General features: G+C 47.1%; 13 protein-coding genes. 4 read left to right on the top strand and 9 right to left on the bottom strand.

The features are described 5' to 3' along the window. Positions 1–16: 16 nt before the first annotated feature. Together PK654_RS17385 and PK654_RS17380 are read left to right on the top strand one after the other, a co-directional pair. The gene (locus tag PK654_RS17385) at positions 17–502 is read left to right on the top strand and encodes an acyl-CoA thioesterase (protein WP_271700293.1); all 486 of its coding nucleotides are present in this window, start codon (positions 17–19) and stop codon (positions 500–502) included. Positions 503–642: 140 nt separating this feature from the next. Beyond that, positions 643–894: a hypothetical protein gene (locus PK654_RS17380; protein WP_271700291.1), complete on the top strand. Its 252-nt coding sequence runs from the start codon at positions 643–645 to the stop codon at positions 892–894. A gap of 47 nt (positions 895–941) precedes the next feature. On the opposite strand, the gene malG is transcribed toward PK654_RS17380, so the two are convergent. From malG to malE, 3 genes are all read right to left on the bottom strand, one after another. Further along, positions 942–1,832 (bottom strand): maltose ABC transporter permease MalG, encoded by an 891-nt coding sequence (gene malG, locus PK654_RS17375; RefSeq protein ID WP_271700290.1) that lies wholly within the window; start codon positions 1,830–1,832, stop codon positions 942–944. An 11-nt stretch (positions 1,833–1,843) separates the two neighbouring features. Next, positions 1,844–3,412 carry a maltose ABC transporter permease MalF gene (malF, locus tag PK654_RS17370; protein ID WP_271700288.1) on the bottom strand — a complete coding sequence of 523 codons (1,569 nt, stop codon included), beginning with the start codon at positions 3,410–3,412 and terminating at the stop codon, positions 1,844–1,846. 87 nt (positions 3,413–3,499) lie between these two features. Further along, positions 3,500–4,681, bottom strand: coding sequence for a maltose/maltodextrin ABC transporter substrate-binding protein MalE (malE, locus tag PK654_RS17365; protein ID WP_271700287.1), 1,182 nt, complete (start codon positions 4,679–4,681; stop codon positions 3,500–3,502). Between the two features lie 621 nt (positions 4,682–5,302). On the opposite strand from malE, the gene malK reads away from it, so the two are divergent. Then, on the top strand, positions 5,303–6,421 hold the full coding sequence (gene malK / locus PK654_RS17360; protein ID WP_271700286.1) for a maltose/maltodextrin ABC transporter ATP-binding protein MalK: 1,119 nt from the start codon (positions 5,303–5,305) through the stop codon (positions 6,419–6,421). Between the two features lie 79 nt (positions 6,422–6,500). Here malK and PK654_RS17355 read toward each other — a convergent pair whose 3' ends face one another. The 4 genes from PK654_RS17355 to PK654_RS17340 form a co-directional block, all read right to left on the bottom strand. Next, on the bottom strand, positions 6,501–7,178 hold the full coding sequence (locus PK654_RS17355) for a LuxR C-terminal-related transcriptional regulator (RefSeq protein ID WP_271700284.1): 678 nt from the start codon (positions 7,176–7,178) through the stop codon (positions 6,501–6,503). Positions 7,179–7,516: 338 nt separating this feature from the next. Continuing rightward, a complete protein-coding gene (locus PK654_RS17350; RefSeq protein WP_271700282.1) occupies positions 7,517–8,062 on the bottom strand; it encodes a DUF1415 domain-containing protein in 546 nt (181 codons plus the stop codon). Between the two features lies 1 nt (position 8,063). After that, complete coding sequence (locus tag PK654_RS17345; protein WP_271700281.1) at positions 8,064–9,269, bottom strand: MFS transporter; 1,206 nt, start codon at positions 9,267–9,269, stop codon at positions 8,064–8,066. A 32-nt stretch (positions 9,270–9,301) separates the two neighbouring features. Then, on the bottom strand, positions 9,302–10,159 hold the full coding sequence (locus PK654_RS17340) for an alpha/beta hydrolase (RefSeq protein WP_271700280.1): 858 nt from the start codon (positions 10,157–10,159) through the stop codon (positions 9,302–9,304). 88 nt (positions 10,160–10,247) lie between these two features. On the opposite strand from PK654_RS17340, the gene PK654_RS17335 reads away from it, so the two are divergent. Beyond that, positions 10,248–11,213 (top strand): AEC family transporter, encoded by a 966-nt coding sequence (locus tag PK654_RS17335; RefSeq protein ID WP_271700279.1) that lies wholly within the window; start codon positions 10,248–10,250, stop codon positions 11,211–11,213. A 210-nt stretch (positions 11,214–11,423) separates the two neighbouring features. On the opposite strand, the gene PK654_RS17330 is transcribed toward PK654_RS17335, so the two are convergent. Both PK654_RS17330 and glgB read right to left on the bottom strand, forming a co-directional pair. Then, positions 11,424–11,873 carry a MuF-C-terminal domain-containing protein gene (locus tag PK654_RS17330; protein ID WP_271700277.1) on the bottom strand — a complete coding sequence of 150 codons (450 nt, stop codon included), beginning with the start codon at positions 11,871–11,873 and terminating at the stop codon, positions 11,424–11,426. Positions 11,874–12,093: 220 nt separating this feature from the next. Next, positions 12,094–14,274 carry a 1,4-alpha-glucan branching protein GlgB gene (glgB, locus tag PK654_RS17325; protein ID WP_271700275.1) on the bottom strand — a complete coding sequence of 727 codons (2,181 nt, stop codon included), beginning with the start codon at positions 14,272–14,274 and terminating at the stop codon, positions 12,094–12,096. Positions 14,275–14,534: the final 260 nt, after the last annotated feature.

The following is a 14,534-nucleotide window of genomic DNA, read 5'->3' as shown; positions in this document are numbered from 1 at the left end:
TACAAAGGAAGTAAAAATGTCAGAACAACAAAGAGATATAACCCTGAGATTTCTGGCTGAACCGGCCGATGTCAACTTTGGCGGTAAAGTACATGGCGGAGCGGTAATGAAATGGATCGACCTTGCGGCCTATGCCTGCGCTGCGGGCTGGAGTGGCAAGTACTGTATTACTGCTTATGCCGGCGGAATCCGTTTTGTCGCCCCTATCCATGTGGGTAATCTGGTGGAGGTAAGCGCCAAAGTTATTTATACCGGCAACTCTTCTATGCATATTGCGTTGGATGTTCAGGCCAGTGATCCTAAAGAGCTTAATAAGGTTCTGACCACCCACTGTATCGTCATTATGGTGGCGGTGGATGCCAACGGTAAGCCGACTAAAGTCCCTCAGTGGCAGCCACAAACAGAGGAAGACATTAAGCTGCGTGACTCAGCCATTAAGCTGATGAATATGCGTAAAGAGATCGGTGAAGAGATGGAGATGCATGTGAAGATGCTGAAGTAGGCATGTAATCACATATAATTTGTCCGACATCGATATTTCATTTTTCTGTCATTAATTCGTCATGCTGTTATTTTAGTTTTGTATGCTCAATGTATATACATACTAAATAGCATTAGAAACGAAGTCTGGCAGGAAGAGTTTTGATTAAGGAACGTCCGCGTATCACACTAAGTGATGCAACAATTGGTAACCCCGATTCTGTTGAGTATCAGTGGGTGCGGGAGCTTTCAACTGAAGGCTATGCGCCAAGTGAAATCAACCATTACATCCACACCTGCTTTGGTGGTGATATGGTGTTTGCTGACCTATTTCGCAAAGTTGCCATGCAGGAAGAGAGCATTTACCTGATTATGCAGTATGTAGGATGTGCCCCTTCCAGCCGGGAATTCTGATTTGTCTCATGTAAAAAAACAGCGACCATCTGGTCGCTGTTTTTCGTTTAACCTTTCACGCCACCCGCGGTAAGTCCGCCCACCAGCCAGCGCTGAGCCAACAGGAACACTATAGTGATAGGAACAGCGGATAACACAGCCGCGGCGGCAAAATCACCCCACAAGTAGTTCTGCGGGTAGAGATATTGTTGCATACCTACTGCCAGTGTGTACTTGTCCACATCAGACAGCAACAGCGATGCCACAGGTACCTCACCAACCGCAGTGATAAAGGCCAGAATAAACACTACCGCCAGAATCGGCACAGACAACGGCAACAGTACTAACCTGAATGCCTGCCATGGCGTTGCACCGTCCAGCGCAGCCGCTTCTTCCAGTGAAGAGTCAATGGTTTCAAAGTAGCCTTTGATGGTCCAGACATGCAGGGCGATTCCCCCTAAATAAGAGAAAATCAGGCCGCCATGGGTGTTCAGGCCGAGGAACGGCACATACTGACCCAACTTGTCGAACAGGGCATACATAGCCACCAGCGCCAGTACCGCAGGGAACATCTGGAAGATCATCATGGCTTTCAGAATGGTGTTCTTACCGCCAAAACGCATACGGGCAAACGCGTATGCCGATGTGGTCGATAGTACGACAATAAATACTGAAGAGATAGCGGCAATTTTTACCGTGTTCCACAACCATGTCAGCACAGGAAACGGCGGAGGAGTCACACTGCCGTCTGCATTGGTGACAGAGAAGCCCAGTGCTAGTTTCCAGTGCTCAAGGGAAGGGTTCTCCGGAATAATACTACCGGTAGCAAAGTTACCTTCCCTGAAAGAGATAGCGACCACCATCAGCAGCGGGAAGATAATCAGCGACAAAAAGATCCACAGAGCAATATGCGTTGCCCACACACGGTATTTAAGGTTTTTACCTTGTACCATAGCCATAGTATTGCTCCTTAGTCCTGAGAAAGTTTAGTAAAGCGCAGGTTCAGCAGTGCTAATGCACCAACCAGCAGGAAGATCATGGTTGCCACGGCACTTGCCAGACCAAAGTCCTGACCGCCGGTACCTTCAAAGGCGATGCGGTAGGTATAGCTCACCAATAGATCCGTATAACCGGCCGGCTCGCTGGTGCCAATCATATTCGGGCCACCACTGGTCAACAGATAAATCATGACAAAGTTATTGAAGTTAAAGGCAAAGCAGGCAATCAATAATGGTGTCAGCGGCTTAATCATTAGCGGAAGGGTAATTTTGGTGAAGTTTTTCAGAGGCCCGGCACCGTCAATGGCTGAAGCTTCATAAAGATCTTCCGGTATCGCCTTAAGCAGACCCATACAAAGAATCATCATATACGGGAAGCCAAGCCATGTGTTTACCGTTACCACCATGGTTCTTGCCAGAACAGGGTCAGAAAACCAGTTCGGACTGATACCAAAAATAGCTTCAAGTACCATGTTGATCTCACCGAAGCTCTGGTTAAACAGACCTTTAAAGATCAGAATGGAGATAAAGGCCGGCACTGCGTAGGGCAAAATCAACAACACACGATAGACTGAACGCCCTTTAAGCTCTTCCCACTGAACCACGCTGGCCAGCACCAGACCAATCATCAGAGTCAGGCCAACCGTCAGGGCAGAAAACACCACTGTCCAGATAAAAATGGAGATAAACGGTTCTTTAATGCCTTCATCTTTCCAGACACGTTCAAAGTTAGCCGTCGAGATATTTACAATGAAACCGGGAGAAACCGTCTTACCAGTAAACTTGCCCGTTTCATCTACTGGCTGATAAAAACCGACATCCATATTCGGCTTCAGAGTTTCGCCTGTGTTGTTATTAATCAGTGTCGTGCCGTCATCCTGTAAGCTGTACAGGGCAACAACAGAAGCAAACTTACGCAACCCGCTCATGCGGATATCATTTCCGCCCGGCATATGCAGATCAACATTACCCAGCGAGCTACGGTTTTTAATAATGGTTTTTATCTTCTCTTTTTCACCCTGAACTTCTGGCACAGGAGAAAGATCCAAATCGTTTTCAGCAAAGCCATTCAGGCTGAATTCTCTGGTCGCAAGCAGCTGATCTCCGTCAGAAATGACAATACGGTGACCATTGGCGGTTTTATACAGGGAGAAAGGATAGCTCTCACCACTCTGGTAGGTTCTGTCCAGTAATACCGACTGCGCCCGTTCAAGAGAAAGCTGATTTTTGGCACTGTAGTTGGTAAAGGCCAGACCAACGGTATAGGCGAGAGGGAAGATAATAAACAGAATCATTCCGGCAATACCCGGATAGATATAACGGTGTGCGTAGGTTTTCTTACTACCAAAAATAAACAGAGCCAGAGCCGTTAATACAATGGTAAGGATCGCAAAGGCGAGCTCACCACGAGAATACATTAAGATAGCGGCATAACCATTTACGATACCAATGGTCGCCAGTAGTGCCCACTTAATAAACACTTTCTGACTGGCCGGTAATGTGCCCGGTGCTGCGGCACTGTCCCCTTGAACTGACTGCATAAACTAACCTGCTAGCGGTAATTATTTTTAAATAAGGAGGGGTTACCCCCTCCTCAAAAGGTGTTACTAACTTACTAAAGCGACCTGTTACTTGGTCATCTGCTTCTCAGCATCGGCCAGTGCTGAATCAACACTCTGACGGCCATCAACGATATTGATAATGGCGGTTTTCGCCGAGCCCCAGAAGGCCCCCATTTGCGGAATGTTCGGCATGATTTCACCGTTCATAGCGTTATCCATGGTTGCTGCAATACGTTGATCTTTATCCAGCTCTTGCTGGAACGAGTTCAGAGCAACAGCACCCAGTGGTTTGTCATCGTTAACCTTGCGCAGACCATCGTTAGTCAGCAGATAGTTTTCAATAAACTCAACCGCCAGATCCTGATTTGGTGATGCAGTGCTGATACCGGCAGTAAGCACACCAACAAATGGCTTAGACACCTGACCGTTGAACTTAGGCAGAGTAGTCACGCCATAGTTGATACCCGACTTTTCTACGTTACCCCACGCCCAGGGACCATTGATGGTCATGGCTGTGTTACCTTTGTTGAACTCTGATTCTGAAACGGAGTAGTCCATATCTGAAGAGATAACGCCCTTATCAACCAGGCTTTTAACAAAGTTCATCGACGCCTTAACACCGCTGTTTGCGATACCGGCATCCTTAACGTCATAACCGTTTGCACCATGTTTGAACGCATAACCACCATCAGCCGCCATCAACGGCCATGTGAAGTATGGTTCTTTCAGGTTCCACATAATGGCGGTTTTACCTTGCTTCTTCAGCTTGGCGTTCAGTGCTTCAACCTCTTCCCAGTTCTTCGGCGGGTTTGCAACTAAATCTTTGTTATAGATAAGAGAAAGTGCTTCAATGGCAACAGGGTAACCGACATATTTTCCGTCGTAAGTCACCGCGTCCCAGGCAAAGTCCACAATGCCGTCTTTAACTTCTTTGGAAGGTTTAACTTCTGTCAACAGGCCGGCTTCTGCATAAGCACCAAAACGGTCGTGCGCCCAGATCATGATATCCGGACCATCACCCGTTGCGGCTGTCTGAGGGAACTTATCCTGTAGTGAATCCGGGTGAGCGACAGTCACTTTAATGCCTGTCTCTTCTTCAAACTGTTTACCCACTTCCGCTAAGCCGTTGTAGCCTTTGTCACCATTGATCCAGATAGTCAGTTGACCTTCTTCAATAGCAGCGTTTGCACTTAATGAGCCGATTGCAGCCAGTGTGCAAACCGCAACCGTTGTCAGGGCTTTGTTCATGTTTATATCCTTTTGTCCGAGATGTAGGGCCATTGGGTTAATAAGCCAATTTTCGTTGTATATAGTCTTAAATAACCCGTGTTCCGCCATCATCCCGATTTCTACGCCCCATACGCTGGTGAGAAATTTCGTGATCTACATCGAACACACCTCGTGACCCAACTCACACAAAACAGCTTATAGAGAGCTAAATCACACTAATCAGCCGATAAAGTTTGAACTGGATCAGGCAACCGCTTTAACTACGCTCTCCGCCTCCTCCCCCCCTGCTCCCCCTTTAATTTCTCTCTTTCAGGATGATGTATAGCGTAGTCAGATAAATGAAACTGTCACCATTCAGAAGTAAGTGATAAGAACCCTTTACCAGTAGCGTAATCATTGCTGGTTTACCGTGCCGTATCACTGACGATCACAGCCTGAAAGCAAAATGTTTCTATATACGGGGGAGTTTTCAGTTCTGTGAGGGGGAAAGTCAGTGACTCTATTGGCATAAATGGGTGATTGCCGGTGGTTTTCACACCGGTGTCACCCATGCTTTTCTTTCCGCTTCTATACCGCTTTCATAATCTGTTGCCGGTAAACCGTGCAGCAGAGTTAAAAATTGCATCGAGGACAAGCTAAATGGCAAGCGTCACGTTAAAAAATGTTAGTAAGGCTTATGGCGACGTACTTATCTCCAAGAACGTTGATCTTGAGATAAATGAGGGTGAGTTTGTTGTCTTCGTTGGCCCGTCTGGTTGTGGTAAATCAACCCTGTTGCGTTGTATTGCCGGACTGGAAGACATCACCTCTGGTGACCTTTACATTGGCGAAGAGCGAATGAACGATGTCGAACCGTCTAAGCGCGGAGTCGGTATGGTGTTCCAGTCCTACGCCCTTTACCCTCACCTTAATCTGTATGACAACATGTCCTTCGGCCTTAAACTTGCCAAAGCCGAAAAGTCAGAAGTGGATAAGCGCGTTAATCATGCAGCAGAGATCCTGCAGCTTGGACACCTGCTTGACCGTCAACCAAAAGCCCTTTCCGGCGGGCAGCGCCAGCGCGTAGCCATCGGCCGTACTCTGGTGTCTCAGCCTAAGGTTTTCCTGCTGGATGAGCCTCTGTCGAATCTGGATGCTGCCCTGCGCGTTAATATGCGTAGCGAGATCACTAAGCTTCAGCGTCAGTTGGGCTGCACCATGATCTATGTAACCCATGATCAGGTTGAAGCGATGACCATGGCGGACAAAATTGTGGTTCTGGATGCAGGTTATGTTGCTCAGGTAGGTAAACCGCTTGAGTTATACCACTATCCGGACAACCGCTTTGTGGCCGGATTTATCGGTTCACCGAAGATGAACTTTATGAGTGTTCAGATTGAAGACGTTGAAGCAGAAAGGGTGATGGTTCAGCTCTCTAATGGAGAGACCTTCTGGATTCCCGTTGACGGTACTACGGTGAACAAAGGCGAGCGCATGTCACTGGGTATCCGTCCTGAGCACTTACTCAACGCCGGACAGGCTGACGCCACCATTGAAGGTGAAATTCAGATTGTAGAAAAGCTGGGCAACGAAACGCAGATCTATCTGCATCTGGACAGCGCCGATGCGGATGTTATCTACCGCGCTCCGGATACTCTGTCAGTAGAAGCCGGTGAAAAGTTCTCTATCGGTCTGGCCGCCCATCGCTGTCACCTGTTCCATAGTGACGGTAAAGCCTGTCGTAGGCTGCATAAAGAGAATGGTGTCGACTTCGATTAGAACGATAGATTAGAGCGATAAAGATGCAAAAAAACCTTGCTTACTAGAGCAAGGTTTTTTCGTTATTAAACCTAAAAACTCAGCTCAACTCTTCAATGCCTATGTTTTCTTTCGCCCATATCAAAGCCTGAAGACGGTTTTTGGCTTTGATTTTCTTAAACACATTATGCAGATGAGTTTTAACTGTATTCTCACTGATAAACAGCTTCTCGGCAATCTCAACATTTGAATCACCGTTACCCAGCAGCTTAATGATTTGCTGCTCCCGCTTGGTAAGCTGATTGTAGGCGAACGATGTTTTAGCACTGTTTTTCTTGCGATAGTTCTGTATATACTCTTGCGCCAGCTTACGGCTGAACCACATCTCTCCGGTAAGTACTTTACCAATACCGGTGGAGAGCAATTTAATATCATCACTAGAATAGAAAACCCCCACCAGATTAGACCAGCTTTTCAGGTCAGCATAGTGACACTCTTTGTCGCAATTAATCAGTAGCTCAGGTTTACCGGCAAAATAGTGCTGCTGACAGAGAAAGTACTCCTGCTGAAGCTCCCCGGTAAGAACACTCATATCGGCAATAACAATATCGCCGATAACCCTCTTCTCAGGGAACTCTAATAGCGACAGATGCTTAACCGGTATGATATCTATCGAGATATCTAACGCCTGCTCTAACGCATCTTTTAGTAAAGAGGACTGAAGACTACTTTCTGTAAAAATAGTCACGGTTTGATAGATTCTGTTTTCACCAGCCATAGATGTTTTTCTTATGTGTTCAGAGCAGTTAACCTTTCAGCTATAATCTTGTCTTTTTATTGATGTTTTATAGATTGCACGAGATTTGTACCTGAAAGATCAGTGGCCCAACGAATAGACAATTTACCTTTCTAACGTTAGATAGCCCTGAATATTGTGTCAACGGGATAATTTTTGCTGTTGCTGCCGGCGGATCTCCAAGTGATTGAATTAATATTATAGATCAATATGTTGCCACTAGTATCTCATTTATAAGATTAGTTTTTATTAACAACTCTATCAGAAAAACATACTTTTATGCCTGCAATCTGCCCAGGTTTAAAGCGTTTAGTACAGGATCAGAACAGATAAGGAAACAGCTTTCTTTTTTGTTGCTCTGTCAGGGAGGAGACCCGTTCAATATTGGTATCCGGGATCAACTCCGGATTAGGATGATGTTTTAATACCCTTTCCATACTCTCTTCCCGGATAAGGTGGATTACAGGATAAGGAGAGCGGTTAGTCAGGTTTTCCGCGTCATCAGGATCCGCCCCGGCAAAACAGTAATCGGGGTGAAAACTGGCAATCTGATAGATACCTTCCCACTCCTGCTGCTTTATCAAAGCATCAACCCAGTCAAGAAAAGCATTATAGTGATAGAAATCTTCCAGCATATCTGGCGCTACCAATAGCGTGGTTTCCAGCTCACTGGCCTGACAATTATCCAGAGTCAGCAGCTCTTTTAATACATCTTCCAGTAGCTCTTCTTCAGTGGTTGCATGGGATACAGCAATTTTTATCTGTTTGTTGCGGTTTGGTTTGGCTGCAAACGGGCATAGGTTCAGGCCAATTACCACCTGCTCCAGCCACTGCTGAACAGATTCGCTAACCTTTTTATCATCCATTTTATTTTCCTTGTTGCGGTGAAACTACATCTGCCTGTTGCCGTTTGCCTAACATAAAACAGAGCGCAAAAATGGCTGAACAAAGCAGTGAACCACCAGCGATAACCATTATCCAGCCACCGTGTTGCCAGCAGTAAATCAGGAAGAAACCACCCAAGCTTCCTCCTACATAATAGTGAACCAGATAGAGTGCCGTCGCTGTGGCTTTAGCGGTAACGGCTTTCTGGCTCACCCAGCCATAAGCGAGCGCATGGGTAAAAAACGCGCCGGTACTGATCAAAAGCAGGCCCGCCAGCATCATAGCCACACTTTCGAAATACGCCAGATACATGCCCGCCATCGTCACTATGTTACCTAACACCATACCAGAGATGGGATGACGGTTTGTTGCCCACTGGCCACTGTAGCGGGAACTCAGGGTTCCGGACAGATAGCAGAGGAATGTAAGGGATGTCAGGCTGGAGGGTAAGTTATACGGCTCGGCAGACAAGCGAAAACCGATAACAGAAAACAGGTTCACAAACAGGGCAAAGTTAAAGCCGCCGATTAACATGGCGTACCAGACCTGCGGATTACGGATATGCTGAATCAACTGACGATTATGGTGAAAAAACATACCACGCTGCGGTTTAAAGTGTCTTTGCTGAGGTAACCCTTTTAACACCATAAATGCCCCGGCCAGCGTCAGCACCGCAATAATAATGGCAGCCACCTGCCAGCTAAAAAAGTCTGTCAGCACCCCGCCGGCAATCCGGCCGGAGATACCGCCCAGTGAGTTTGCTGCTATATATCCGCCGACAGCACGATTAAGTGCTGACGAAGACATCTCTTCTGCCATATAGGCGACAGCAACAGAGGCAAAGGCCGCCAGCGCAATCCCCATCAGGGCACGGCCAATAACCAGACTGTAAAAGCCGGAGTTCAGCATCATTCCGAGATGAATCAGCGGAGGCACAAATAACCCCACCAGCAACACTTTTTTACGGCCGATCGCTTCTGAAAGCAGCGCCCACGGTACCAGCGACACAGATAAAGTTAACGTTGTTGCGGCAAATATCCAGTTTACCTGTGTCGCAGAGATAGCAAACTCTGATGCCAGTTGAGGAAGTATCGGCTGGAAAAGATATAAGTTACAGAAAATCAGAAACGAGCCCAGCGCCATAATAAAGCTGACTCGTTTATACTCTGGTGTTCCGAACTCGATCATAAAGTTTTTACCGTCCCTGGCTGTTTAAATCTCTAGCGAATATGGCCTGTCAGTTGGTCAAAGCTTTCCATCACCTGACGACACTTCATTACTCTGCCGTGGCCTTCGCCTTCGGTGGCAATCAAAGTCACTTTTTCACCTTCCCCTGCCGCCTTCTCTGAAACAGAAAACTTAGTAAATTTGTCCGCTTTATCGTGAACAATATAGGTCTGGCTTTCTCTGCTCATCAGGTGAGCATACGGGTCGATAACATGAATCGGGTAGTGATACTGCTCCTGAACATCCTCGACGACGGCCTGAAACAACTTCATCGAGTAACCAGAGCGGCTTACGCTGCCAAACAGGTTATCCAGATAATCCAGAACAGGGGCTATCAATAACATAGGGCAGTCGGCAATTTTGGCATGACGGCACTCAAGGGCAGAGGCTGTCCCCATACTATGGCCAACAATGCCTGCAACCTCGCCTGTGCTATCCAGAACCTTCTCCAGACAACCGACAAAGGCCGGAATATGGCCGTAAGCACCTTCACTTTTTCCATGCCCCGGCTGATCATAAGCAAGTGCGGTAAAACCGCGGCTGGCAATGTGTTCCATCAGGGGATAAAACTGGCTTGCAGTGCCGGACCAGCCATGAGTAAGTACCCATACCGGGCCAGTACCTAGTTGGTAGGTTTTGATTAAACCTTCCCCTGTCTCCACTTCACCTTTAAGCAGGCCCTGCGGCTCCTGATTAATCGGCTTGCTGCGTACCGGAGTCAGCAGTAACTGTCTGGCGGTTTTTTTTGCATGGTTTGGAGCAAGAGTATGGTGTAACCTTGTGGTGATATTCACCAGTTTGCGTTTGACGCTGAACTTTCCTGACGTATTAAAGTAGATTTTCTCACTCACTTTAAGTGCCCTTTGTTGTAATTTAATTATTCTGGGCAGAACTATATCAAATATTTAACATCTGTACGGAAAAATAAACGAGGAAAAGATGTCCGATTTTCTTAGCCAGTTACAGTTCTCTGCTTCCATCACAGGCCCTATCTGCCTGATGCTTTTGCTAGGCGTAGTTCTTAAGAAAATCTCATTGATTAATGATGAATTTATCGATATAGCCTCAAAGCTTGTTTTCCAGATAACCCTGCCTGCGCTGCTGTTTCTGAGCATTGTGCGCTCAGAGCACGACTTTACCAGCAGTGCCCCGCTTATCCTGTTTGGACTGATTGCCAACCTGCTGTTTTTTATCTCGGTTTTCTGGATAAGCAGACGATGGTTTAAAGTTGCCCGCGACCGTGGAGTGATTATTCAGGGCAGCTACCGCGCCAACACAGCCATTATTGCCCTTGCTTACGTCGCCAACGCTTATGGTGATTCAGGAATTGCACTAGCTGCGGTTTATGTGGCACCCATGACACTTCTCTATAATGTGCTGGCGGTGATAGCCCTGAGCCAGTCTTCGGAAGCCAACACTCAGGGGGCGGCTCATGCTATTAAAGTGATAGTGAAAACCCTTACCCGCAACCCGCTGATTATCGCTATTCTGATTGGTCTGATTTTCTACGCCTTATCTATTCCTGTACCTGAAATGGTGCTGGATGCCGGCCAGTACTTTGCCAATATGACGTTGCCGCTGGCACTGCTCTGCACCGGTGGCTCTCTTAATATCCGCTCCCTAAGGGGGGATAAATACGCCATGTGGTTTGCCACCAGTAATAAGTTGCTGATTGCACCGCTGTTAATCACCGGAGCAGCACTGTTTGGCGGGTTCAGGGGAATGGAACTAGGGCTGATCTTCTTTATGAGTGCCGCACCTACTGCCGCAGCCAGCTATGTAATGGCCAGAACCATGGGGGGGAACTCTTCTCTTGCAGCCAATATTATCGCCCTGACCACGGTCGCCTCCCTGATTACCTGTACTGTGGGGATTTTTATACTCTCATCACTTTCGTTGATGTAGCGCTCAAAAGTTCGCCATAACAAAAACTGATTGTCCTTGGCTTTCTGCTTGAATATGAGGGGCTTGCCAGCTTCACTGGGCAAACGTAAAAAAACCGCTACAGTGAGCGGCTTTTGAAAGTTGCGATAGATAATATGACATTTCAGCTCTAATTGCTTGGTGTGAGGGATTACCTATCTGTGTTCATGGTAAGTGGTATTCTTTTTGGTGTCAAGGAGCCTCCCATATTAAGAGGTTGCTCGCTTTCCATTTTTCCTCTGGGTTTTGTCCCTCTTTTTGGTACATGCTTGTGACGAAATTATAGAACTTACGACCAGCTTGCATGTTCTGCCTGACAGATACCACTATTGGGTCTCCATTCTTTAACTCAAAGGTCAGAACCACAACAGAATCCACAAAGTTGGGGTTGGCAGATTTAAAAAGGCACTTTGGGGATGCAACTATATCAGGAATTCGTTTAATAACGGATGTTGCAATACCATGGTCAAAACATATCTTGCTTAAAGTGCTGGCTTTAATGGCGAATGGAAGTTGAGGGAAACCACACTCAGCTACAAGAAGGTCGGGTGTATCACCTAGCTCCAGGATACGTTCATGGTTCTGGATGCCTCTCATCTCATTTTGAATGAGAAGATCAACTAATGTGGCATAGTTGCTCAAGTTAAACCCCGATAGGAACAAACAGTAACATGCTATAATACATAAGGAATTACATCTGAAAATGTCTGTTACAAGGTTACACCACAGCAGAAAATTAGCTCTGGCTTCATGCCCATTAAGATAAAAAGCAGCCTAATTTCATACTCTGGAACAAAGAAAGCCCCGCAGCTTATCCAATAAGTTGCGGGGCTTTAACTTTATAACAAAAAACTGAGCGCGATTAAGCTAGCTTATAGAATACCGTTGCCAGTGGCGGAATACGCAGATTCAGCGACTGAGCCAGACCTTCACTTCCAATATCTTCGCTGTTCAGCGATTTAATCACTTCATAACCGCTACCGTGGTACTGCTCATCATCACTGTTTAGCAGCAAGTCGTATTTGCCTTTGTGAGGCACACCGATACGGAATGAGTCGTGAGGAACCGGGGTAAAGTTGGTTACCACCAGAATCCTCTCTCCCGACTCACTGATGCGCTCATGAGCCAGAATACTGTGGTCATTGGCATCCTGCAGACGCCACTCAAACCCTTTCGGCTCACAATCCAGCTCATGCAGGGCAGGTTCATTGCGGTAAAGGAAGTTCAGGTCACGAGTCAGGGCGTAGATCCCCTGATGGCGTTCATAAGCCAGCAGGAACCACTGAAGCTGATCATCATGGTTCCACTCTGCGGTCTGACCAAACTCTGTTCCCATAAAGTTCAGCTTTTTGCCCGGCTGACCGTACATGTAACCAAGATAGGCTCTCAGGTTAGCTGTCTGCTGCCACTCATCACCCGGCATCTTGTTATGGATAGAGCGTTTGCCATACACCACTTCATCATGGGAAAGAGACAACACATAGTTCTCGCTGTGAGCATAAATCAGCGGGAAGGTAATGGTGTTGTGATGATATTTTCTGTGTACCGGATCTTCCTGAACATAGCTCAGGCTGTCATGCATCCAGCCCATATTCCACTTAAAGCCGAAGCCTAGCCCGCCCATAAAGGTTGGTGCAGATACGCCCGGGAATGCCGTCGACTCTTCAGCAATGGTCATGGCGTTCGGGAAGTGCTTATACACCTCTTCATTGACCCACTTAAACATGGCAATGGCATCATAATTTTCATTGCCGCCATCACTGTTCGGAATCCATTGGTCATGGCTGCGCGAGTAATCCAGATAAAGCATAGAGGCCACCGCATCAACACGGATACCATCAATATGGAACTGCTTAAACCAATACAGGGCATTGGCCACAAGGAAACGTCTTACATGCTCACGGCCGACATCGTAAATAAAGGAGTTCCAGTCCTGATGCCAGCCACGGCGTGGATCCGGATCGTGGAACAAAGGCGTGCCATCAAAGTTAGCCAGACCATGGTCGTCAGACGGGAAGTGAGCCGGAACCCAGTCCAGTACAACACCAATGCCTGTGGCATGACACTTATCAATAAAATACTTAAAGTCATCGGGTGTACCGAAACGGCTGGTTGGCGCAAACAGACCTACCGGCTGATAGCCCCATGAACCGTAGAACGGATACTCAGAAATCGGCATTAACTCAACATGGGTGTAACCCAATTCAGTCAGGTAAGGTACCAGTTGGTCAGCAAGGTCGCGGTAACCTAAGAAGTTACCTTCGCTATCGCGCTTCCATGAACCGACATGCAACTCATAGAAAGATAACGCCTGCTTCGTCTTTTGGGTAACTGGACGGTTCTGCCACTCTTTATCCTGCCACTGGTAGCGGTCGTGGTTATAGGTAATGGAGGCAAACGAAGGGTGCTGCTCTGCATGGAAGCCCCAAGGGTCGGCTTTATGAGGCAGGCTCTCACCGTGCGGGCCTTTTATCTCATACTTATACTCGGCACCTTCTTCCATTCCCGGAATAAAGATACCCCAGATACCGTAATCCAGCCGCTGCATCGGCGTTCTGCGGCCATCCCAGTAGTTGAAGTTACCAATCAGGCTGACGGCACTGGCGTGAGGAGCGTAAACAAGAAAACGAACACCGGAAACCTGCTCACCTTCACGCTCAACGGAAACAAACTGTGCGCCCATATGGTGGAACATCTGAATCGGGGTATGCAGTTCTTCAAACTCTTTATACAGGGCATGATACTGGTATGGATCATCGATAATCTGCTCTGTGCCTTTCCAGTCAACGGCTAACTTATAACGGCTAAAAGTAAGGTCGCGATCCTGACGAAGGACAAAACCACCATCCTGCAACTTCTCCAGTTCTACTCTCGGCTCATCCGCGACGACAAGTTCAACCTTGCACGCGCCCGGCATCCAGACCCTGAGTGAAACCTTTTCGGCCCTGTGATAAGGCCCTAAAAATGAAAACGGATCAGAGCAGGCAGCCTGTTCCAACTGCGAAAACTGTTCTGATTCTTTAGAAAGATTACTCTTTTTCAACTGGCGTCTCCCGAAACATCTATAAATAAAACAACACATCCATTGTGCTTATTTCAATAAGCTGACCCTGTTACCGGATGGTCTGAAATCTGATATCAGCTATCCACGCTCCGGCGATTTGCCATTCTGCGGTTCTAATCTGTAATTCACTAATATTACCCCGATAAACCCGGCACTTAAATGACCTAAGCGCTGCTTTATAAAGAAAAAAACGATATTTTTCCTGTTGGCCGCTGATTTGGATTTCAACAGATAAAAAT

Origin of the sequence: Vibrio sp. SCSIO 43137 (assembly GCF_028201475.1) — a bacterium.
In the GTDB taxonomy this organism is placed as follows: Bacteria; Pseudomonadota; Gammaproteobacteria; order Enterobacterales; family Vibrionaceae; genus Vibrio.
Note: the sequence above shows the minus strand (reverse complement) of the source record. Positions and strands in the feature narration are given on the sequence as shown.

Bases quoted from the DNA above. Each gene is read 5' to 3' on its own strand.
- PK654_RS17385 (WP_271700293.1), top strand. From the start codon at position 17: ATGTCAGAACAACAAAGAGATATAACCCTGAGATTTCTGGCTGAACCG.
- malG (WP_271700290.1), bottom strand. From the start codon at position 1,832: ATGGCTATGGTACAAGGTAAAAACCTTAAATACCGTGTGTGGGCAACG.
- malF (WP_271700288.1), bottom strand. From the start codon at position 3,412: ATGCAGTCAGTTCAAGGGGACAGTGCCGCAGCACCGGGCACATTACCG.
- malE (WP_271700287.1), bottom strand. From the start codon at position 4,681: ATGAACAAAGCCCTGACAACGGTTGCGGTTTGCACACTGGCTGCAATC.
- malK (WP_271700286.1), top strand. From the start codon at position 5,303: ATGGCAAGCGTCACGTTAAAAAATGTTAGTAAGGCTTATGGCGACGTA.
- PK654_RS17355 (WP_271700284.1), bottom strand. From the start codon at position 7,178: ATGGCTGGTGAAAACAGAATCTATCAAACCGTGACTATTTTTACAGAA.
- PK654_RS17350 (WP_271700282.1), bottom strand. From the start codon at position 8,062: ATGGATGATAAAAAGGTTAGCGAATCTGTTCAGCAGTGGCTGGAGCAG.
- PK654_RS17345 (WP_271700281.1), bottom strand. From the start codon at position 9,269: ATGATCGAGTTCGGAACACCAGAGTATAAACGAGTCAGCTTTATTATG.
- PK654_RS17335 (WP_271700279.1), top strand. From the start codon at position 10,248: ATGTCCGATTTTCTTAGCCAGTTACAGTTCTCTGCTTCCATCACAGGC.